29 protein-coding genes and 1 tRNA gene are annotated in these 21655 nt (G+C 31.2%); 23 read left to right on the plus strand and 7 right to left on the minus strand.

Going from position 1 to position 21655, the window contains the following annotated elements; genetic code table 11:
• Positions 1-64: 64 nt before the first annotated feature.
• Complete coding sequence (locus tag Q4487_RS03820) at positions 65-910, minus strand: DUF2911 domain-containing protein (protein ID WP_100895741.1); 846 nt, start codon at positions 908-910, stop codon at positions 65-67.
• Between the two features lie 112 nt (positions 911-1022).
• Positions 1023-1868 (minus strand): T9SS C-terminal target domain-containing protein, encoded by an 846-nt coding sequence (locus tag Q4487_RS03825; RefSeq protein WP_303541609.1) that lies wholly within the window; start codon positions 1866-1868, stop codon positions 1023-1025.
• 187 nt (positions 1869-2055) lie between these two features.
• Here Q4487_RS03825 and Q4487_RS03830 point away from each other — a divergent pair, with 187 nt between their 5' ends.
• From Q4487_RS03830 to Q4487_RS03890, 13 genes are all read left to right on the plus strand, one after another.
• Positions 2056-2715 carry a TetR family transcriptional regulator C-terminal domain-containing protein gene (locus Q4487_RS03830; RefSeq protein WP_303541607.1) on the plus strand — a complete coding sequence of 220 codons (660 nt, stop codon included), beginning with the start codon at positions 2056-2058 and terminating at the stop codon, positions 2713-2715.
• Between the two features lie 3 nt (positions 2716-2718).
• Positions 2719-4029, plus strand: a complete 1311-nt coding sequence (locus Q4487_RS03835) for an AarF/ABC1/UbiB kinase family protein (protein ID WP_303541605.1) — start codon at positions 2719-2721, stop codon at positions 4027-4029.
• A gap of 4 nt (positions 4030-4033) precedes the next feature.
• Positions 4034-4648 carry a flavin reductase family protein gene (locus Q4487_RS03840; RefSeq protein WP_303541603.1) on the plus strand — a complete coding sequence of 205 codons (615 nt, stop codon included), beginning with the start codon at positions 4034-4036 and terminating at the stop codon, positions 4646-4648.
• A 4-nt stretch (positions 4649-4652) separates the two neighbouring features.
• The gene (locus Q4487_RS03845) at positions 4653-6074 is read left to right on the plus strand and encodes an SDR family oxidoreductase (RefSeq protein ID WP_303541601.1); all 1422 of its coding nucleotides are present in this window, start codon (positions 4653-4655) and stop codon (positions 6072-6074) included.
• A 2-nt stretch (positions 6075-6076) separates the two neighbouring features.
• A complete protein-coding gene (locus Q4487_RS03850; RefSeq protein WP_100895735.1) occupies positions 6077-6352 on the plus strand; it encodes a TIGR03643 family protein in 276 nt (91 codons plus the stop codon).
• A 59-nt stretch (positions 6353-6411) separates the two neighbouring features.
• A complete protein-coding gene (folE, locus tag Q4487_RS03855; RefSeq protein WP_100895734.1) occupies positions 6412-7098 on the plus strand; it encodes a GTP cyclohydrolase I FolE in 687 nt (228 codons plus the stop codon).
• A 4-nt stretch (positions 7099-7102) separates the two neighbouring features.
• Positions 7103-7324 carry a hypothetical protein gene (locus tag Q4487_RS03860; protein ID WP_100895733.1) on the plus strand — a complete coding sequence of 74 codons (222 nt, stop codon included), beginning with the start codon at positions 7103-7105 and terminating at the stop codon, positions 7322-7324.
• 96 nt (positions 7325-7420) lie between these two features.
• Complete coding sequence (locus Q4487_RS03865; RefSeq protein ID WP_303541596.1) at positions 7421-8104, plus strand: SDR family NAD(P)-dependent oxidoreductase; 684 nt, start codon at positions 7421-7423, stop codon at positions 8102-8104.
• Positions 8105-8119: 15 nt separating this feature from the next.
• Complete coding sequence (locus Q4487_RS03870; protein ID WP_303541594.1) at positions 8120-8653, plus strand: glutathione peroxidase; 534 nt, start codon at positions 8120-8122, stop codon at positions 8651-8653.
• A 3-nt stretch (positions 8654-8656) separates the two neighbouring features.
• Complete coding sequence (locus Q4487_RS03875) at positions 8657-8842, plus strand: Lacal_2735 family protein (protein ID WP_100895730.1); 186 nt, start codon at positions 8657-8659, stop codon at positions 8840-8842.
• Complete coding sequence (locus tag Q4487_RS03880; RefSeq protein WP_303541591.1) at positions 8829-9290, plus strand: TspO/MBR family protein; 462 nt, start codon at positions 8829-8831, stop codon at positions 9288-9290. Before Q4487_RS03875 ends, Q4487_RS03880 begins: the two co-directional genes overlap by 14 nt.
• Positions 9291-9292: 2 nt before the next feature.
• The gene (locus tag Q4487_RS03885) at positions 9293-9760 is read left to right on the plus strand and encodes an SRPBCC family protein (protein ID WP_303541588.1); all 468 of its coding nucleotides are present in this window, start codon (positions 9293-9295) and stop codon (positions 9758-9760) included.
• Between the two features lie 117 nt (positions 9761-9877).
• Positions 9878-10309, plus strand: a complete 432-nt coding sequence (locus Q4487_RS03890) for a hypothetical protein (RefSeq protein WP_303541586.1) — start codon at positions 9878-9880, stop codon at positions 10307-10309.
• Between the two features lie 6 nt (positions 10310-10315).
• Here Q4487_RS03890 and murA read toward each other — a convergent pair whose 3' ends face one another.
• From murA to Q4487_RS03905, 3 genes are all read right to left on the minus strand, one after another.
• On the minus strand, positions 10316-11623 hold the full coding sequence (gene murA / locus Q4487_RS03895; RefSeq protein ID WP_303541584.1) for a UDP-N-acetylglucosamine 1-carboxyvinyltransferase: 1308 nt from the start codon (positions 11621-11623) through the stop codon (positions 10316-10318).
• A 15-nt stretch (positions 11624-11638) separates the two neighbouring features.
• Positions 11639-12298, minus strand: coding sequence for a DUF4290 domain-containing protein (locus Q4487_RS03900; protein ID WP_100895725.1), 660 nt, complete (start codon positions 12296-12298; stop codon positions 11639-11641).
• Positions 12299-12401: 103 nt separating this feature from the next.
• Positions 12402-12689 carry a DUF493 family protein gene (locus Q4487_RS03905; protein WP_303541581.1) on the minus strand — a complete coding sequence of 96 codons (288 nt, stop codon included), beginning with the start codon at positions 12687-12689 and terminating at the stop codon, positions 12402-12404.
• 95 nt (positions 12690-12784) lie between these two features.
• On the opposite strand from Q4487_RS03905, the gene Q4487_RS03910 reads away from it, so the two are divergent.
• The 5 genes from Q4487_RS03910 (at position 12785) to Q4487_RS03930 (ending at position 17297) form a co-directional block, all read left to right on the plus strand.
• On the plus strand, positions 12785-13327 hold the full coding sequence (locus Q4487_RS03910; RefSeq protein WP_303541579.1) for an ATP-binding protein: 543 nt from the start codon (positions 12785-12787) through the stop codon (positions 13325-13327).
• Positions 13327-15225: an ATP-dependent DNA helicase RecQ gene (locus tag Q4487_RS03915; protein ID WP_303541577.1), complete on the plus strand. Its 1899-nt coding sequence runs from the start codon at positions 13327-13329 to the stop codon at positions 15223-15225. Before Q4487_RS03910 ends, Q4487_RS03915 begins: the two co-directional genes overlap by 1 nt.
• A 1-nt stretch (position 15226) precedes the next feature.
• Positions 15227-16174, plus strand: a complete 948-nt coding sequence (gene fmt / locus Q4487_RS03920; RefSeq protein ID WP_303541576.1) for a methionyl-tRNA formyltransferase — start codon at positions 15227-15229, stop codon at positions 16172-16174.
• A 176-nt stretch (positions 16175-16350) separates the two neighbouring features.
• Entirely contained in the window at positions 16351-16623 is a 273-nt protein-coding gene (locus tag Q4487_RS03925; protein ID WP_072302490.1) for an HU family DNA-binding protein, read from the plus strand.
• Between the two features lie 113 nt (positions 16624-16736).
• Positions 16737-17297 carry a YqgE/AlgH family protein gene (locus tag Q4487_RS03930; protein WP_100895720.1) on the plus strand — a complete coding sequence of 187 codons (561 nt, stop codon included), beginning with the start codon at positions 16737-16739 and terminating at the stop codon, positions 17295-17297.
• Here the strand turns inward: Q4487_RS03930 and Q4487_RS03935 are convergent.
• Together Q4487_RS03935 and Q4487_RS03940 are read right to left on the minus strand one after the other, a co-directional pair.
• Positions 17294-18139: an aminotransferase class IV gene (locus Q4487_RS03935; protein ID WP_303541570.1), complete on the minus strand. Its 846-nt coding sequence runs from the start codon at positions 18137-18139 to the stop codon at positions 17294-17296. The genes Q4487_RS03930 and Q4487_RS03935 overlap by 4 nt on opposite strands.
• 54 nt (positions 18140-18193) lie before the next feature.
• Positions 18194-18577 carry an START-like domain-containing protein gene (locus tag Q4487_RS03940; protein ID WP_013622743.1) on the minus strand — a complete coding sequence of 128 codons (384 nt, stop codon included), beginning with the start codon at positions 18575-18577 and terminating at the stop codon, positions 18194-18196.
• 138 nt (positions 18578-18715) lie between these two features.
• Between Q4487_RS03940 and Q4487_RS03945 the strand changes: the two genes are divergently transcribed.
• The 5 genes from Q4487_RS03945 (at position 18716) to Q4487_RS03965 (ending at position 21654) form a co-directional block, all read left to right on the plus strand.
• Positions 18716-18789 (plus strand) — tRNA-Met (locus tag Q4487_RS03945).
• 181 nt (positions 18790-18970) lie between these two features.
• A complete protein-coding gene (locus Q4487_RS03950; protein WP_303541568.1) occupies positions 18971-19312 on the plus strand; it encodes a rhodanese-like domain-containing protein in 342 nt (113 codons plus the stop codon).
• A gap of 26 nt (positions 19313-19338) precedes the next feature.
• Positions 19339-19635 carry a thioredoxin gene (gene trxA / locus Q4487_RS03955; protein ID WP_100895717.1) on the plus strand — a complete coding sequence of 99 codons (297 nt, stop codon included), beginning with the start codon at positions 19339-19341 and terminating at the stop codon, positions 19633-19635.
• Complete coding sequence (locus Q4487_RS03960; RefSeq protein ID WP_303541564.1) at positions 19635-20216, plus strand: methyltransferase domain-containing protein; 582 nt, start codon at positions 19635-19637, stop codon at positions 20214-20216. The genes trxA and Q4487_RS03960 overlap by 1 nt, the downstream gene beginning before the upstream one ends.
• A 106-nt stretch (positions 20217-20322) precedes the next feature.
• Positions 20323-21654, plus strand: coding sequence for a cytochrome ubiquinol oxidase subunit I (locus Q4487_RS03965; protein WP_100895715.1), 1332 nt, complete (start codon positions 20323-20325; stop codon positions 21652-21654).
• The last annotated feature ends 1 nt before the right edge of the window (position 21655 follow it).

Consider the following 21655-nt stretch of genomic DNA (forward strand, 5'->3'; position numbering starts at 1 on the left):
GACGATATAAAAAAAGCCCGTAAAACAATTGTTTTACGGGCTTTTACTATTTTAAAAACAGAGCTTATTTTGCTCCCCACTCTTTTAAAGAATCTTCATTCATTTTAACGTAGTCTGCGTTACCAGCCGCTTTAGAACCAACTAAAGATTTTTTAGCTGTCTCAATAGCTTTTTTCTTATCTCCTGCTTTAGCGTAAATTAAAGATAATTGTCTTAATTGGTAAAATGCAGGTTTCTCCATCATACTCATAGCTTTTTCCATCCAAGTTTTTGCTTGGTTAATATCTTTACCAGATTCTTTGTAATATACAGCAGCTGCATAATAATCTTGTGCGCTAGGACCATTCATAGTTTTTGCAATAGCAGCAGAAACAGTTTTATCCGTAGGAACTTCAAATTTAGCACCTACATATACATCTTCCCATAAAATACCCAATACAGCAGAACCAGAAGTTAAATCATCAAAAGTCATTGTAAAAGTTTCTATTTTCATTGGCATTTTTACAACATCTGCTTTAATTGTAGCAGCAACTTTAGACTGGTCCCACTCTCTTGGTGTTCCCCAGTTATTTGTATCTGCGTAAAATATTACTTCCCAAGAAGTTTCTCCTGGCTTAGTAAATATAGCGTAAGAACCAGCTTTTACTTCTTTACCACCAATAGTTACATTATTACTAAATGTAATAACAGTATTTTTATTAGCTCCCGTTCTCCATAATTTAGAAAAAGGTACTAGATTACCAAAAACTTCTCTACCTCTTGCAGATGGTCTAGAATACTCTAAAGTAACATCTGTTAAACCTACTTTTTGTTCCATTTTAGTAAACGGACTTGGTTGTGGTGTTTCAATCTGTGCTTGTACTCCTGTTAAAGCAAACACTGCAATTAATACTAATGCAATTTTTTTCATTTTGTTTGTAGTTTATTAAGTTTCCTCAAAATTACGGTACACGCACCCCTTTAAATGTTAACAAAATCTTAAACTTTAAGAGCTCAAATTAGATAAAAAAATACTGTTTAAGCTATTTTAGCTTATAAATACTTGCATTAGCCCCTAGTTTTGTAAAAGATTCTGAAGATAAATAATATGTATCATCATTAAACTTTGTAATTCCTTCTATTTGAGCAAAACCTATTTCTAATGGTGTTTTTTTTACTGTACCTGCAAATAAATTAGATGCAGTACTATTTTCTATTTCTATTACAAATGGCAACATAAACATATTGTAACCAACTAAAACAATCTTATTATTACTATTGTTATATGTTGCTCCTGTTACCATACCGTTTGTATTATATTCCCCTACTTTAGATGCTATGTGTTTGCCTGGTTTTGCAGGTATTTTATAAGCAACAGTACCTTTAGACCTCCATTGCTTTGTTAAAATATACAGCTCCCCTCCTTTGTAAAAAAGAGATTCCGCATCATAATCACTTCTACTTTTTCGTGTATTACTTGTTTTATCAGAATAGTTAAAGTAAATTTTTTCTGCAGTAACCTTATCTAATAATTTTAGGTCTTTTTTAGCTATTCTATAAATAACAAGATCTTCTCTATCCCCCCAATAATTTCCAAAATCGCCAACATATACATAATCTTTATCTTGTGTAATGTCTTCCCAGTCTATATTCTTTGCGTTTGTTACCTCTACTTTTTTTTCAACCTTAAAACTGTTTTTATTCAAAAAATATAAAGTTGGTGTGTTACCAGAATCGTTGTGTGTAATTAATAAATCATTGTATAGTATTAATCCGGAAGATTCTGATACAGCCTCTGGCAAAACTCCTACCAACGAGCTACTAAACTGTCCAAAAATTAGACCTGCAGTTAAGGCAGACACATATATGAGTATTATTTTAATCTTCATTAGTAGGTACTTAATTTTTAATAAAATGCAAAGCTAAGGGTAACAATTTAAACATTATATATATTTAAGTAAACACTAACATTTAGGTAAATAAAACCCTGTAAAACAGGTATAATTGCATTTTTGTCTAATCTTTAACTAAAATAGTTAGACATTTTTGTATCTTTGTTTTAGAAATAAAGAAATTATGGCAAAGAAAAAGAATGTAACAGCAGAGGATATTATCAATTTTTATATGGATTTTGTACTAGAAAACGAAAAGCAACCGTCTTCTGTCTATAAATTTTCTAAAATTAATAATTTTGAAGAATCCATTTTTTACAACTTCTTTAATTCCTTTGATACCTTAGAAAAACACATATTTAACGCTTTTTATAATCATACTATCAAAGCTTTAGAAACAGACCAAGCTTATAGCGAGTTTGACAGTAGAACTAAACTTCTAAGTTTTTATTATACCTTTTTTGAAATGCTAACTGCTAATAGAAGTTATGTAGTTTATGCTTTAAATAAACACAAAAACAAATTAAAATCTGTAAGTATGTTGTCTAATCTTAAAAATAGTTTTAGCAACTATATTATTGGTTTAGATATAGATACAATTGATTTAAAGCAGGAAAAATTAGAGAAAATTCAGCAAAAAACATTAAAAGAATCTGCTTGGATACAGTTGTTAATTACAATTAAATTTTGGTTAGATGATACTTCTTCATCTTTTGAAAAAACAGATATTTTTATTGAAAAAAGCGTTAACACTACGTTTGACCTACTAGATACCAAACCCTTACAAAGCATTATAGATCTAGGAAAGTTTATTTATAAAGAAAAAATTAATATGAACTTGTAGCCTATGAAAACTATAGACAAAATACCTACTTCTAAAATACAACGTGCCAGCAAATTAGTTACTACTGGTGCTAAAGTTGGTGTTAATTACCTTAAATATTATGGTGATAAGCTAACTAAAACAGAAATAGAAGCAAAAGAACGCCTAAATAAGAACAATGCTGAGGATATTTACGATAGTCTAAAGCAATTAAAAGGTAGTGCGCTAAAAGTAGCACAGATGCTAAGTATGGAAAAAAGCATATTGCCACAGGCATATGTAGAAAAATTTTCTTTAGCTCAGTTTTCAGTTCCTCCTTTGTCTGCTCCTTTAGTACAAAAGACATTTAAAAAATACTTTGGTAAAACACCAAATGAAATATTTGACACTTTTAATGTTAACTCTGTAAATGCAGCTAGTATTGGACAAGTACATTATGCTGAAGCTAATGGTAAAAAATTAGCGGTTAAAATTCAGTATCCTGGTGTAGCAGATAGCATTTCTACAGATTTAGCTATGGTAAAACCTATAGCTATTAAAATGTTTAATATAAAGGGTAAAGACTCTGATAAGTATTTTGCTGAAGTAGAAAACAAACTAATAGAAGAGACCAATTACTTGCTAGAAATAAAGCAAAGCAAGGAAATGGCAAAAGCTTGCGAACACATACCAAACTTAAAGTTTCCGCAGTATTATGAGCAATTTTCGTCGGAACGCATTATTTCTATGGATTGGATGGTTGGTGAGCATTTGAGCGAGTTTACAGCCCATAATACAAACCAAGAAAAAGCAGATAAAATAGGGCAAGCATTATGGGATTTTTATATGTACCAAATGCACGTGTTACGCAAAGTACACGCAGATCCTCATCCTGGCAATTTTTTAATTTCTAAAGAGATTGAGCTAATTGCTTTAGATTTTGGATGTATTAAAGAAGTGCCTACAAACTTTTACGTACCCTATTTTGAGTTGGCTAAACCAGAGGTTATTAATAATCCTGTATTATTTTCTCAGAAAATGCACGAATTAGAAATTTTAAAAGAAGATGACTCTAAAGAAGAAATTGCCTTTTTTTCTGATCTTTTTTATGAGATGTTAAGCCTGTTTACAAAACCTTTTCATAATGATACGTTTGATTTTTCTGACCCAGTTTTCTTTAATCAAATTGCAGAATTAGGAGAAAAATATAGTAAAAGTACAGAACTACGTAAAATGAACGGAAACAGAGGTTCTAAGCACTTTATTTACATTAACAGAACATTTTTTGGATTGTATAATTTAATGTTCGATTTAAAATCAAAAAACATTAAAATTAATAATTATCTATCGCTTTAAGTAAATGATAAAATATACTAATGACAATATAAAAGAGCTAGAGCATTTGTTCAAAATTAATTTGATAAATAGTGTCTCGGGCTATAAGTCTGCCAATTTAATTGGTACTAAGTCTGTTAACGGACAAGAAAATATTGCTGTATTTAGCTCTGTTATTCATTTAGGTTCTAACCCTGCTTTATTAGGCTTTATTTGTAGACCTACTACTGTACCTAGACATACTTATAAAAATATTAAGGAAACAAAAACATACACCATTAATCATATACACCAGGATATTTTAGAAGATGCTCACCACACTTCTGCCAAATATCCAGAAGAGGTATCAGAATTTACAAAGACTAAATTAGTACCAGAGTATAAAGACAATTGTATTGCTCCATTTTTAAAAGGTGCTCCAGTACAATTAGAACTCAAGTTTATAGAAGAAATGCCTATAGCTGCTAACAATACTATTTTGGTTATTGGTGAAATAATGAATTTATATGTTAATGAAGACCTTTTACAAAAAGATGGATTAATAGATTTAACAAAAGGGAAAGTAGCTGCAATTAATGGTCTAGACGCCTATGCGGTTCCTAAAACAAACAAAAGATTTACATACCAAAGACCAAAATAAATAAATGAAAATACTAGTAACAGGTACAACAGGCTACATAGGCAAAAGACTAGTGCCCCTTTTAATAGAAGAAGGGCACAATGTTGTATGCGCTGTTAGAGACAAGTTACGTGCAGAAGAATGGTATAAAAACGAGCCCCTAATTACTGTTGTAGAAGCAGATTTTTTACAAGAAAGTACGCTTTCTAATATTCCTAAAGATATAGACATTGCTTATTATCTAATACACTCTATGTCTAATTCCTCAAATAATTTTAAATCTTTAGAGGAGCAATGCGCCATAAACTTTAAAAAGTATATTGAAGATACAAATACGCAACAGGTAATATATTTAAGCGGAATAACAAATGACCCTAAATTATCTATGCATTTATCTTCAAGAAAATTGGTTGAAGAAACTTTAGCTTCTAAAGAATATGCATTAACTACCTTTAGAGCTGGTATTATTGTAGGTTCTGGAAGTTCTTCTTTTGAAATTATTAGAGATTTAGTAGAAAAATTACCTGTAATGATTGCTCCTAAATGGTTAGATACTAAAACACAACCGTTAGCCGTAAGAGATGTGTTATTATTTTTATCTAAAGCCATATTAAAAAAAGAAATTTACAATAAAGGAATAGATATTTTTGGACCAAATGTACTTACATATAAACAAATGTTATTACAATTTGCAGCAGTAAGAGGCTTAAAAAGAAGCATTATTACCGTGCCTGTAATGACACCTAAATTATCATCATACTGGTTGTATTTTGTAACATCAACATCATACAAACTAGCCTCTACCCTAGTAAAGAGTATGGGCGTAGAAATTATAGGCAAACCAAGTGATATTAATTCAATTTTAAACATAGAACCAATTAGCTACAAAGAGGCAGTAGAATTGGCTTTTGAAAAAATAGAACAAAATAGTATTGTCTCTAGCTGGAAAGATTCTCTTGTAAGTAGTGGCAGACTTAAAGGTAACTTACATAAATATGTAAATGTGCCTAAATACGGTTGTTTTACAGATTATAAAGAGCGTAAGGTTACAGATAAAAATAAGACTATTAATAAAATTTGGGCTATAGGAGGATCTACAGGATGGTATTACGGCACTATTCTTTGGAAATTTAGAGGTTATTTAGATAAGTTATTTGGTGGTATAGGCTTGCGTAGAGGAAGAACTAGCACTACAGATTTAAGTGCAGGTGATGCTTTAGATTTTTGGCGTGTTATTTATGCTGATAAAGAACAACAAAAATTGTTATTATATGCAGAAATGAAATTACCTGGAGAAGCTTGGCTAGAGTTTAAAATTGAAGATAATGTACTTAAACAAACAGCCACCTTTAGACCAAGAGGTTTGGGAGGTAGATTATACTGGTACAGTGTTTTACCTTTTCATATATTTATTTTTAACGGAATGATAAACAAATTAGTAGCATAAAAATGAGTTTAACCACACTACAAATAGACCGTGTAATTGAAATGGCTTGGGAAGACAGAACTACTTTTGATGCTATAAAACATCAGTTTGGCTTGTCTGAAAAAGAAGTAATAACAATTATGCGCACAGAAATGAAACCTAGCAGTTTTAAAATGTGGCGTAAAAGAGTGCAAGGGCGTAAAACCAAGCACGCAAAACTTAGAACTTTTGTTAGCGGACGTTTTAAATGTAGCAGGCAAAAACAAATTACCAATAACACTATAAGCAAAAGATATTAAACAAACTGTTTTATCTAAATAATAAGTGGTTTATTGTAAAAATAATTTTATAAATTATAATGAGTATAGATACTATAAATTTAATGAGTACAACAGATAAGGTTTCTGTAGAGGATATTGGAGATGACCACCTGTTTACAGGTTTAGAAACTCCCTTAAAATCAGATGCTTTTGCGTTATCCGATGAGCAAAAAAAGGAAAAAATAGAAAACCTTTTTGGGCAAATTATGGATGTTATGGGATTAGATTTAACAGATGATTCTCTGCAAGGAACACCAAAACGTGTTGCAAAAATGTATATTGATGAAATATTTTGTGGTTTAAACCCAAAAAATAAGCCAAAAATTGCTTTATTTGAAAATAAATACCAATATAACCAAATACTTGTTGAAAAAAACATTACTTTTTACTCTAATTGTGAGCACCATTTTGTTCCAATTATAGGTAAAGCGCATGTTGCCTACAAATCATCTGGTAACGTAATAGGATTGTCTAAATTAAACAGAATTGTACAATACTATGCTAAAAGACCACAAGTACAAGAGCGCTTAACCAACCAAATTGGTGTAGAGCTTCAAAAAATATTAAAAACAGAAGACGTTGCTGTTATAATAGATGCAAAACATTTATGTGTAGCATCTAGAGGTGTAAAGGATGACACCTCTACCACAGTAACAGCTTTTTACGGTGGCGAGTTTAATAACGCTACCAAAATAACAGAAATACAAAACTATTTAAAACATTAACAATATGGAGATTATAGATAGAGCATTAGAGTTTGAGAAGAGAAAGATGAAGTCATTATCTAACAGCGAAAGAGTAGAAATTTCTCGCGAAGCTAAATCCCTTATTCTTGAGCTTAATACTATTTACAAAGAAAATAAGGACGAAGAGATTATGGATTTAATGAAGCGCCTTACTGCAATTAAACGTAAAGTAGAAAAAAGGCTAAATATGCAGCCGCTACCATAGTGTTGTTACCATAAAACACCCGTAAATATCTACAAATAATTGGCAAATTTTACTTGTCCAACAGGTATACCTTTGCTCAAATTTAAATAATTATTGATGAAAACTACCGTTATTATTGGTGGTAGCAAAGGAATAGGTTTTGCTATTACAAAAGAACTTATTGCTACCCATAAAGTTGTTGTAATTAGCAGAACTGCGCCAGAATTAGAACATCAAAATCTTACACATTACGCCTGTGATGTGCTTACAGACAATTTACCAGAGTTAGAGACTGTTGACAATCTTATTTATTGTCCTGGGAGCATCAATTTAAAACCCATAGGACGCTTAAGTATAGAAGACTTTAAGCAAGATTTTGAAATTAATGTTATTGGTGCAGTAAAAACAATCAAGCATTATTTAAACACTGTAAAAAAGGGAGATGCCCCATCTATTACACTATTTAGTACTGTAGCTACAAAATTAGGAATGCCTTACCATGCTAGTGTTGCAACATCAAAATCTGGTGTAGAAGGCCTTGTTAAATCTTTAGGAGCAGAATTAGCACCTACAGTGCGTGTAAACGCAATAGCACCTACAGTTACAAATACAGATTTAGCAGCTAAGTTACTTCGTAATGATAAAATGATAGAAAACATTAAGGACAGACATCCTTTAAAGCGTTTTTTAGATCCTACAGATGTAGCACATATGGCTAGCTTTCTAATTAGTGAAAAAGCAAGAAGCATTTCTGGTCAAATTTTAGAAGTAGATTGCGGAATTGTAAATTTTAAATTATAAATGAAACAATTAGCTATGATTACATTACTTACTATATTTTCTTCTTGTGCGTCCAAGCAAAAAGCAGAACCTAAAACAAGTATTTACGATATTAAAATAACTGGTTTAGAGGGCAATCCTATTAATTTATCTGACTTTAAGGGTAAAAAAATACTTTTTGTAAATGTTGCTTCTAAATGTGGATTCACAGGTCAGTATGAAGAACTGCAGAAGCTTTATGATACTTACAAAGATAATTTAATGATAATTGGCGCTCCTTGTAACCAATTTGGAAGTCAAGAATCTGGAACTGAAGAGGAAATAAAAACTTTTTGTCAGAGAAACTATGGCGTCACTTTTTTAATGACCGAAAAGTTAAATGTAAAAGGAGATCAACAACACCCTTTATACGCTTGGTTAACTAAAAAAGAATTAAACGGAAACTCTAGCACCTCTGTAAAATGGAATTTCCAAAAGTATTTGGTAGACGAAGAAGGCAAATTTGTAGACTACTACTACTCTACTACAAATCCGCTTAGTAAAAAAATAACAAAGCATTTAACACCATAAATTATGTTTGGATTATTTAAAAAGAAATCACCCATAGAAAAGTTGCAAAAGCAATACCAGCAATTAATGAAAGAGTACCACGCTCTTTCTACCAGTAACCGTGGAGCTAGTGATGCCAAATTTGCAGAAGCAGAAGCTATACAAGATAAAATTGCTTTATTAATGAAAAAAACCAATGAAACTAGCTAAATACATTATTCTATTTTTAGTACTAAACTTTGGTGCGCTTGCACTAGGTGTTTTATTAATGGATAATGGTGCACAATCTAATTGGTATTTACAACTAAATAAAGCTCCTTGGACGCCTCCAGGATGGGTTTTTGGTGCAGCTTGGACAATCATTATGGTTTGTTTTTCTATCTACTTGGGAATTTTAGCAAAACTTAGTAAAAATTTTAAGTTTATCTTCTTATTTGTTATTCAGTGGTTTTTAAACGTAGGTTGGAACTTTGCTTTTTTTAATCAACATAATATTAGTATTGGCCTTGTTATAATTACAGCTTTAACTTTTTTAATACTTTATATACCAACTAAATACAAAAACATTTTAAAATATAAATCACTTTTACTTTTACCCTACATAATTTGGCTGTTTATAGCAACATCTTTAAACGCTTATATCTTAATTTATAACTAAGTATGAAGATTTACACACTACATAAAAAACAAAAACTTCCTATAAGCGTAGAACAGGCTTGGGAGTTTTTATCAAAACCAGAAAATTTAAAAACAATAACTCCAGACTATATGGGGTTTATTATATTATCTGGTGCAGACAGGCCAATGTATCAAGGGCAAATAATACAATATATTGTTACTCCTGTTTTAGGTATAAAAACCAAATGGGTTACAGAAATTACCCATATGGTAGAGAATAAATATTTTGTAGATGAGCAACGTTTTGGTCCGTATGCGTTATGGCACCATAAACATTTTATAAAAGAGATAGATGGTGGCGTAGAAATGGAAGACATTATAGACTACAAGGTTCCGTTTGGGATTTTAGGACAACTAGTTCAGCCATTTTTAGTTAAACCAAAACTTGAAGAAATTTTTAGCTATAGAAAAGAAAAACTAGAAGCTCTTTTTGGAGTGTATAACAAATAGTAAGTAGCATTATATTTCTATTACAATTGTTATTCTGTTTTTTTTGAGTATCTTTTATTTTCGTTTAAATTTTAACAGTATTTTTTTTAAAGACTACTGCATTTAAAATAAGTGTAAATGATAGACATACTTAGGTTAATGTTTGAATTTTGTGCTGTAATTGTATTTAGTATGCTACAGCTTATAGTTTATCCTTCTTTAATGTTTTACTCAAGAGAAGAACTAATAAAATGGTATCATTCTGGTAGGGACCGTATATTTATATTTGCTATTATACTAACTCCAGGACACCTAATTACATCTGTTTTACAACTTATAGACAGACAAAATATGTATACAATAGTTAGCGTTTTATGTATTGCTTTTATGTGGTTTCAGCACATTGTAATTATAGAACCAAAACACGGTAAAATAATAGCAGGAGTAGATTCTTCTGAAGAAATAAGAAAAAGTATAGCAAAACAAAACCTAGTAAGAATAATTATAATTACATTCTTACTAGGTTGGACTATTTATAATACTATACAAAGTACTACTATGTGGTTATAATAAAAATTATACTCGCGTAATTTTTGCTCCTATAGCTCTTAAACGCTCGTCTATATTTTCGTAACCTCTGTCTATTTGTTCTATATTGTGTATTGTAGATGTTCCTTTTGCAGATAACGCTGCAATTAATAAAGATACACCAGCTCTAATATCTGGAGATACCATAGTTGTAGCCTTTAACGTAGATTTAAAGTCGTGCCCAATTACTGTTGCTCTGTGCGGATCACACAAAATAACTTTTGCACCCATATCTAGTAACTTATCTACAAAAAATAAGCGACTCTCAAACATTTTTTGATGTATTAAAACTTCTCCTCTTGCCTGTGTAGCAACTACCAAAATAATACTTAATAAATCTGGTGTTAATCCTGGCCAAGGCGCATCGGATATTGTTAAGATAGAACCATCTATATAGTTCTGAATCTCGTAACCATCTTTATGCTCTGGTATATAAATATCATCTCCTTTACGCTCTAATGTAATACCTAATTTTCTAAAAACAGTTGGTATTTGTCCCAAATCATCCCAGCTTACATCTTTAATTGTAAGTTCACTTTTTGTCATAGCTGCAAGACCAATCCAACTACCAATTTCTATCATATCTGGCAACATTCTGTGCTCTGTGCCACCTAGTGCATCTACTCCTTCAATTACTAAAAGGTTAGAACCTACACCTGTGATTTTTGCCCCCATACGGTTAAGCATTTTACACAATTGCTGCAAATACGGTTCACAAGCTGCATTATATATAGTAGTTGTACCCTCTGCTAAAACAGCTGCCATTACTATGTTTGCTGTACCAGTTACAGAAGCTTCATCTAAAAGCATATATGTTCCTTTTAGCTTATCTGCTTCTACACCATAAAAGTATTCTTCTTTATTGTATCTAAACTTTGCTCCTAGGTTAATAAAGCCCTCAAAATGAGTATCTAATCTACGACGCCCAATTTTATCCCCTCCTGGTTTAGGAATATATCCCTTACCAAAACGTGCTAATAGTGGACCAACTAGCATTATAGATCCACGCAAACCACGACCATCTTCTTTAAACTGGTCTGACTGTAAGTAGTCTAGGTTTACATCATCTGCTTTAAACGTATAAGAACCTTTACCTCTTTTTTGAATTTTTACACCCAAATCTTCCAATAAAGCTATAAGTTTATTAACATCTACAATGTCTGGTATATTATTTATTTGCACTTCCTCTGGTGTAAGTAACACCGCGCAAAGTATTTGTAAAGCTTCGTTTTTAGCTCCTTGCGGAGTAATTTCTCCTTGTAGACGTTGACCGCCTTCAATTTTAAATGTCCCCATTTAAGATTCTATTATTTAGTACCGTTTTTTACCTCGGTTGTTGTTATTTCTTTGATTGTTTTTTGAGTTTGTATATCTCGTGTTAGATTTTGCTACTTTGTTCTTTAAAAACTGACCACTATCAGTAAGTACTTCATTTTTTGCAGCTAAATCTATTCTTCCGTCACTTAACTCATATAAATGTTTAAAAATAGCTGTATCATCTACAACATCTTTATTCCAGTTTAAGTAACATTTTTTCATATGGTTTGCAATTGCATACTCTAAACCATCTCTCATATCACCTTTTTCCCACTCTACAGCAACATCAATCATACGTTTAATGTTATTACCGTAAAACCTGTATTTTGGAAAATTTTGAGGATAATCTAATGGCTCTGGACGTTCTTGCAACATTTCCTTTGTTGTAATAGGAAAAGGAGATTCTACATCTAATTTAAAATCTGACATTATAAATAGCTGATCCCAAAGTTTGTGCTGAAAATCTGGTACATCTCTAAGATGTGGCTGCAAATTACCCATTACGCTAATAATAGCCTTAGCTACTTTATTACGCTCCTCTGCATCTTCTATAGATACGGCGTAGTCTACCATTTTTTGAAAATGACGACCATATTCTGGAATAATGAGCTGATCACGCTCAGTATTATACTGTAAGTTTTCTACTAAATTCAAACTAAAAAAGATTTATGCTAATTTATATTCTAAACGTGAAGTTATACGCTTATGTTCTGCAAAGTACTAAAATAAATAAAACAAACACCATTTATGGGTAGTTTTATAAAGATATTACTCCTTTTACCTTACCAACTTCTACATATTTAGCAATAACAGCATCCGGATTTTTCATATTTACAGTAATAGAAACACTTGTATATTTGCCGTTTTTAGACTTTTTAGACTCTATAACTGCTCCTGTATTATTAAAAATCTGTTCTATTTGCTTAAACTTTTCTTCATCTGTAGGAATAATAAATTTATACAAGTAATTAGATGGCCAACTGTTGTTTAACTCTAGTTGCTCTTTTAGCCTTGCGTAAAATTCTTCTGGGTTATCTGTATTCATACTTTATTTTTTACAAAGATAATGTAATGCTATATTTTATACTACTTTTTGTGTAGTTCCTATTTTAGTTATCTTTGTTACTTTAATCTAGTATATTGAAACCAAAAAAAATAGTTATTACAGGCGGTCCTAGTACAGGAAAAACAACAGTTATTAATAAGATTGATGCTCTTGGGTACACTTGTTTACACGAGATATCTAGAGATGTTACCTTGGCTGCCAGAGAAGAAGGTATTACACAGCTTTTTTTAACCAATCCTTTGCTTTTTAGCGATAAATTATTAGAAGGACGTGTAAATCAATACCATAACGCTAATAGCTTAGAAAAAGATATTGTTTTTCTAGATCGTGGCGTACCAGATGTTGTTGCCTACTTAAATGGTACAGACATTAAATATGGAGAAAACTACAACCAAGCATGTGCAAATACCAAATACGATGTTATTTTTATTTTTCCACCGTGGGAGGAAATACATTCTAATGACAATGAAAGGTATGAGGATTTTGAAGAAGCAAAACGGCTACACAGTCTACTAGACCAAACATACAGAGATTATGGCTACACACCTATTATTGTACCTACCGGAACTGTAGAGGAACGTACTAACTTTATTTTAAATACTTTAAACATTAGCTAGTGCATAAAAGTCCGCAAGATATTTTACAACAATACTGGGGCTATGCCAGCTTTAGAGGCTCGCAAGAAAAAATTATTACTACTGTTTTAGAGCAAAAAGATGTTTTAGCTTTATTACCTACTGGCGGAGGAAAATCTGTATGCTACCAAGTACCTGCTCTTTTACAAGAAGGCATTTGTATAGTTGTGTCTCCTTTAATTGCTTTAATTGAAGACCAAGTAAATAGTCTTAAAGAAAAAGGCATAAAAGCTTTAGCACTTACTGGCGGTATTTCTTTTGAGGAAGTAAATAACCTTTTAGACAATTGTGTTTTTGGTAATTATAAGTTTTTATACTTATCTCCAGAACGCTTACAACAAGATTTGGTTAAAGAACGCCTATTACAAATGAATGTAAACCTTATTGCTATTGATGAGGCTCACTGTATATCTCAATGGGGAAACGATTTTAGACCTGCTTACCAAAACTGTAGTGTTTTAAGAGATATTTTTCCTATTGTACCTGTAATTGCTTTAACCGCTACAGCTACAAAAAAAGTAGCATCAGACATTGTAGAAAATCTTCAATTTAGAGACTCCTTAATTATAAAAGATTCTTTTTCTAGAGATAATATTACCTACAAGGTTATATGGACAGAGGATAAACTTTATCAATTAAAACAACTTTGTAAAGACAGTAACAACAGTGCAATAGTATACGTTAGAACAAGACGTTTGGCAGAACAAATATCTAACTACCTTAACACAAACGGTTTTTCTACTACATTTTTTCATGGAGGAGTACCCAAAAAAGACAAAAAAACATTACTCACAAATTGGCTTAAAAACAAAACTAAAATTATTGTTGCAACCAATGCTTTTGGTATGGGTATAGATAAACCAGATGTGCGTTTGGTTGTGCATTATCAAATTCCAGATAGTATAGAAAACTACTACCAAGAAGCTGGTAGAGCCGGTAGAGACCAACAAGAGTCTAGCGCCGTTTTAATTTTAAATAAAGAAGATGAAAACCAAGTAAAACAACAGTTTTTAAGTGTTTTACCAGATGTTAAGTTTTTAAAATTATTGTACAATAAGTTAAATAATTATTTCCAGATATCTTATGGTGAAGATACCCAGGAAACGTTTCAACTAAATTTTAATAATTTTTGCAATACCTATAAGTTAAAAGGAATGTTAACATATAATGCTCTAAAAGTTTTAGATCAGCATTCTGTATTAACATTAACAGAAAATTATAACAAGCAAGCAACTGTACAATTTACAGCAACAAAACCAACTTTAAATCAATATTTAAGTACACACCATAAACTAGTGCCAATTATACAAACCCTACTAAGAACATATGGTGGTATTTTTGAGTTTCCAATAAAAATTAACACAGCTCTGTTATCTAATAAAATAAATATTGATGAAAACACTATTTTACAAGCGTTAGAAAAATTACAAAAAGATGAAATAATTAATTACACTGCTCAAAATAGCGATTTAGAAATAACTTTTCTCGTCCCTAGAGAAGATGACCAAACTATTAATTCGTTCTCTAAAAAAGTAAAAGAGTTACAACAAGTTAAAGTAAATAATATAGAAGCAATGCTACAATATATTAATAATGATAGCATTTGCAGAAACATACAACTCCTTGCTTATTTTGGAGAAAAAAAGAAAAGGTGTGGTAAGTGTGATGTTTGCCTAAGCAAAGGCCCATCTACAAATAGTAGTATTATAGATCTTGTTTCTACAGAAATAATTACAAAATTAAAATCTACTAATTTAAGCTCTAGAGAGTTAATACAACTACTACCCTATAAACAAGAAGTTGTTTTAGAAACACTGCAGTCTTTACTAGAAGATCAAAAAATAGATATAAACACACAAAATAAATATACCCTACAATAATATGAGCAATTTACGCATTGTTTTTATGGGAACGCCAGACTTTGCCGTTACCATTTTAGATAGTTTAGTACAACATAAATATAACGTAGTTGGTGTTATTACTGCTCCAGACAAGCCAGCGGGTCGTGGCAGAAAAATACACACTTCTGCCGTAAAACAATATGCAGAAAAAAACAACCTTAATATATTACAACCAACAAACTTAAAAAATACAGATTTTGTAGCAGAACTAAAAGCATTAGATGCTAACCTGCAAATTGTGGTTGCTTTTAGAATGTTACCCAAAGTAGTTTGGCAAATGCCTAAATACGGTACATTTAACCTGCATGCTTCTTTATTACCACAATACCGTGGTGCTGCTCCTATTAACTGGGCTATTATAAACGGAGAAACAGAAACAGGTGCTACTACTTTTTTTATTGATGATAAGATTGATACAGGAGAAACTATTCTTCATAAAAAAACAAACATCTCTTCTACAGAAAATGCAGGTACTTTACACGACAGATTAATGCATTTAGGGGCAGAACTTGTTATAGAAACCGTAGAACTAATTGAAAAAGGAAATGTAACTACTAAAAAACAAGAAGATCATAGTAATTTAAAGTTAGCTTACAAAATACACAAAGACACTTGTAAAATAGACTGGACAGCTGATGCCACAAAAACCTACAATCTAATAAGAGGACTTAGTCCTTACCCGGCAGCTTGGACAACCTTATATAATGATGATAACAAAACTGATTTAAAAATTTACGCTACAGAATTAGAAGAAGAAGCTCACAATTTAAAACCAGGAAAATTAATTTTTGATAAAAAAACAATAAAAGTTGCTGTACCTAATGGCTACCTAAAACTACTAGAAATACAACTTTCTGGTAAGCGAAGAATGAAAACTAGCGATGTTTTAAACGGTTTACAATTAAAAGAAACCGCATATTTAGACTAGCTAAGCCCATTTTTAACAGAAAAAGTCGTAGAAAAAGCCCTACTTTATTAACAAACGGTCTTAGTTATTAACAAAATGATGCATTTCCTAGCGATTTACTTGTGTTAACGCTAAATCCATATAAATTTGTTAGAAGAATATAAGTTATTAAAAACAACAATTAATTTAATTTAATTATGAACAAAACAGAATTAATCGATGCTATGGCAGCTGACGCTGGCATCACTAAAGCAGCAGCAAAGAAAGCATTAGAGTCTTTTTTAGGAAACGTAGAAGGATCACTTAAAAAAGGTGGTAGAGTTTCTTTAGTAGGTTTTGGATCTTGGTCTGTAACTAGAAGAGAAGCAAGAGACGGTAGAAACCCACAAACTGGAAAAACTATCAAAATTGCAGCTAAAAACGTTGTTAAATTTAAAGCAGGTACTGAGTTAAGCAACTCTGTAAACTAAGCTTTACATTTTAATATATAAAAAGCGCTTCTATACGTAGAAGCGCTTTTTTTTTGTAGTTATCTTTTATATCTCGTAAAATTTATTTAATTTAATCGTACAAACCCCACTATATGACCATTAATCAACCAAAAAAGGGAAACCTTCTCATAGCAGAACCATCACTAACTGGTGATGTTTCATTTAACAGATCTATTGTTTTATTAGCAGAACACAATACAGACGGATCTGTGGGTTTTATTCTTAATAAACCCTTAGAATATACTATTAACGACCTTGTTGAAGGTATAAAACCGTCATTTAGAGTATATAATGGTGGACCTGTAGAGCAAGACAATTTATACTTTATACATAAAGTGCCTCACCTTATAGAGGGCAGTATAGAAATATCTAATGGTATTTTTTGGGGTGGTGATTTTCAAAAAATAGTAGGTTTAATAAACGATAATACTATTACCCAAAAAGACATTCGTTTTTTTCTAGGTTACTCTGGTTGGGATTCTATGCAGTTAGATTATGAGTTAACTTCTAAATCTTGGATTATTGCTACAAACGAACATAAAAGCTTAATTTTAGAAAAATGCACCAACAACCTTTGGAAAGAAAAAATGGACCAATTAGGAGGTGATTATCTGCTTTGGTCTAACGCACCAGAAAATCCTGCCTTAAATTAAGACAGTCTAGCTACTGCATTTAACTTACCTAGCAAATCTTTAGCTACTGTATTTGTAAATTCCTTTTTTCTGTATTTTGTTATAGACTGTATCCCTGTTATTACATTGGTTACAAATAATTCGTCTGCTTTTTGCAATTCAAAGGGAGATATAGAAGCTTCTTCTAAACTGTAATTTTCTAATTTTTCTAAACTAGCAATTAGTTTTTTTCTTGTAATACCGTTTAAACAACCATCTTTTAATGGTGGTGTTTTTATTGTATGTCCTTTAACTAAGAATAAATTACCATTTAAAGCCTCTACAACTTGTTTTTGGTTATTTAGCAGCAAACAGTTGCTGTAACCATTTTCCTTAGCGTAGATGCTGCCTAAAACGTTTATAATTTTATTGTTAGATTTTAATGTAGATAACAAACCAGAGTTTACATAATGGTCTTTAAATAGCTCTACCTCATAAGCTTCATCAGAATGTATATAAAAAGCATTTTCCAATACTTTAGTCTCTATAATAAAGCTTACATTATTAGTAGTTGGCAAATATAAACCTCCATTGTTTCTAAAAACAGTAAGGCGTATACGCACAGCATTATTTTGTAGGTTATCTGCATTAATAGTTTCTAGAATTTGCTCTTCTAGATATTCCATTGTAAAGTTCATTGGAATTTCCATACGTAAAATACGCATAGACGCCATTAAACGCAGGTAATGATCTTCCCAAAAATAAATTTTTCCGTTTACAACACGTATGCTTTCAAAAAGTGAATCACCATAACGTAATCCCCTGTTTTCTTCATTTAAAAATAAAGTGTTGTTTTCTACTAATTCTCCGTTAAAATTTATCATAAAAAAAGCCTTGAAAAAAATTCAAGGCCAAAGATATTGTTTATTTCATAATTTTTAGGCAGATCCTAAGACTTGTTTTAAACTAGAAATTTGATTTGTCCATAATAACTTCCCTTCTTCTACTTCATCTTCTTCTGCAAAGTCAGAAATAAATAAAGATACATCTGAAGTAATGTCGTCTACTTTAATGCGAAGTTCAAAATAACAATCGTCATCATCATCTTCCCAAGCAAAACGAATAAATTCGTCGCTTTTTTTCTTTAGTAAATTAGCAACTTCTTCAGATCCGTCCCAAATAAAAGTAAATTTCTCTCCTCTTGAGTTAACGTTGTCTGCAAACCATTCTGATAAGCCAGAAGGTGTAGATATATATTGGTAAAGCATTTGTGGTGAGGACTGTATCACAAACTCTAGCTCATAGTTAATTTTATCACTCATTCTCGTAATGTTTAGAAAAGGCAATATATATATTTCTGTATGATAAAAAAACTAAAATAGCTATAATATTTTTATCAAAATAAATTTTGATAAACAGAAAAAAGATACATATATTTGCACCCGTTAAAAAAAACACCTGGCGAGGTAGCTCAGTTGGTTAGAGCGTCGGATTCATAACCCGGAGGTCACGAGTTCAACTCTCGTTCTCGCTACAATAAAAGCGATTTAGTTTCTACTAAGTCGCTTTTTTTTATTCCCTATTGTTTTAAATAGACCACTTTAAATGCGCATAGTTTAAAACTCAATTTAAACTTTGTAACCTAAGTTACTTACAAAAAGCATAGCATTTTATAATTTTACTACTGTATTTTATGTAACTGCAAATTTTTAACTATGTCTATATTAACATACCTATTTGGATCTAAAACAAACACAAACAAGGCCATTACAGTACTAAATTCTGCTGAGTTTAAAAATAAAATAGAGCATACAAATGTGCAACTAATAGATGTAAGAACACCTAATGAGTATAAAAACGGACACATTAAGAATGCTATAAATATAGATTTTTTCTCTAGAGATTTTATATCTAATTTTGATAAACTAAATAGAGATAAAGCTATATACATTTATTGCAGAAGCGGTAGTAGAAGTCGTAAATCTGCAAATAAATTAGCTAGCGTTGGTTTTACCAAAATATACGACTTAAAAGGTGGTATTTTAGGATATAATTAAAGTTTAGATTAAAAAATAGAATAATTATGAGCAAGTTTTCAGAATTAATAAATAAAGATACACCTGTTTTAGTAGATTTTTATGCAGAATGGTGTGGGCCTTGCAAAACAATGAGTCCTATTTTAAAAGATGTAAAAGATAGTTTAAAAGACAAGGTCTCTATTATTAAGATAGATGTAGACAAAAACCAAACATTAGCAGCCAAATACCAAGTAAAAGGCGTACCTACAATGTTACTTTTTAAAAACGGAAAACAAATTTGGAGACAATCTGGAGTGCTCCAAAAAAATGAACTTATTTCTATAATTACAACGGCTAATTAATGATTTTAGATGAAGATTTTTGGGATAATAGATATAAAACAAGTGATATTGGCTGGGATTTAGGAGAAGTATCTCCTCCTCTAAAATCTTACTTTAATCAATTAACCAACAAATATTTACACATTTTAATTCCTGGCGGTGGTAATAGTTATGAGGCAGAATACCTACACAGCAAAGGTTTTAAAAATGTGTATGTTGTAGACTTATCTAAAACAGCGCTTCAAAATATAAAATCTAGAGTTCCAACATTTCCTTCTTCACATCTTATTCACTCTAATTTTTTTGATTTAAATATAACCTTTGATCTAATTATAGAACAAACCTTCTTTTGTGCAATATCTCCAAGCCTACGCAGTAAATACGTAGAAAAGGCATTTAACCTTTTAAACACAAATGGTAAAATTGCAGGACTCTTATTTAACATTCCACTAAACAGCACGCATCCTCCTTTTGGCGGTAATAAAGAAGAATATATAATGCTTTTTAAACCACACTTTAATATAAAAATAATGGACACTGCTTACAACTCTATAAAACCTAGAAGCGGTAACGAATTATTCATCATTTTACAGAAAAAATAACAAACCAGCTTACCCCCAAAAAAACTTTTTTTAAAGCTCTTTTTGTTACTAAAGTTACATAGCGTTTAACGTTTGTGTCGTATTTTTATGGTCTAAAACCCAGGATATGGAAGACATGATCTTTTATGATAGATTGCAATTTGCTTTTACTATCACTTTTCACTACATATTTCCGCAATTAACAATGGGCTTATCATTATTAATTGTTTTTTTTAAATGGAAATATCTTAGAAACAACATTGAAAAATATAATAATGCAGCAAAATTTTTAATGAAAATTTTTGCTGTCAACTTTACAATGGGAGTTATAACTGGTATTCCTATGGAGTTTCAGTTTGGCACCAATTGGGCAAAGTTTTCTGAGCTTACAGGTAGTGTTATTGGTCAGACCTTAGCAATGGAAGGTATGTTCTCTTTCTTTTTAGAATCGTCTTTTTTAGCATTATTTATTTTTGGTGAAAAACTAATGGGTCAAAAATTACACTTTTTAACTGGTTTTTTGGTGTTTCTAGGGTCCTGGGCAAGCGGTTGGTTTATTTTAGCTACCAATGCGTGGATGCAGCACCCAGTTGGGTACGAGGTATTAGAAAACGGAAAATTTGTTTTAAATAATTTTTCTGCCTTGTTTAGCAATCCTTGGCTACTACCTGCTTTTTTACACAATCAATTGGCATCCGTTGTAACATCTTCTTTTGTTGTTGCCAGTATAGGTGCTTTTTATGTTTTAAGAAACAAACAAACTGAATACGGAAAACTGTTTTTAAAAACAGGGGTTATTTTTGGTTTAATTTCTAGCATACTAGTTGCTTTCCCTACCGGAGATTGGAATGCTAAAAACGTTGCAGAATACCAACCAGCATCTTTTGCTGCTATGGAAGGTATTTTTGAAACAGAAGAAGCTGGGGCAGAAATTGTTTTGGTTGGGCAACCAAATATGGTTGAAAAAAAATTAGACAATAAAATTGCCGTACCCAATGTATTAAGTTTTTTAACCCACCAAGATTGGGATAAACAAATACCAGGAATGGACCAGTTTAAAAAAGAAGAATTACCAGATAACATTCCTGCACTTTATTACTCTTACCACATAATGGTTGGCTTAGGCACCATATTTATTGGCGTTATGCTTTTATCCGCCTTCTTTTTATGGCGTAAAAAAATATACAAAATTAAACCGTTGCTTTGGACAATTATGTTTTTAGTGCCGTTCCCGTATATTGCAAATCTTACAGGTTGGTATACGGCAGAATTAGGAAGACAACCCTATTTAGTATATGGTTTATTAAGAACTAGCGAAGGTGTATCCCCTACTGTATCATCTGGTAATACCTTATTTACCTTACTTGGTTTTGTTGCCTTATATATGCTACTTGGATTATTGTTTTTAGTCCTAGTGGGAAAAACTATTAACCAAGGTCCAGAACCTAAAACACATTAAA

This window comes from Cellulophaga sp. 3_MG-2023, from assembly GCF_030546975.1.
In the GTDB taxonomy this organism is placed as follows: Bacteria; Bacteroidota; Bacteroidia; order Flavobacteriales; family Flavobacteriaceae; genus Cellulophaga.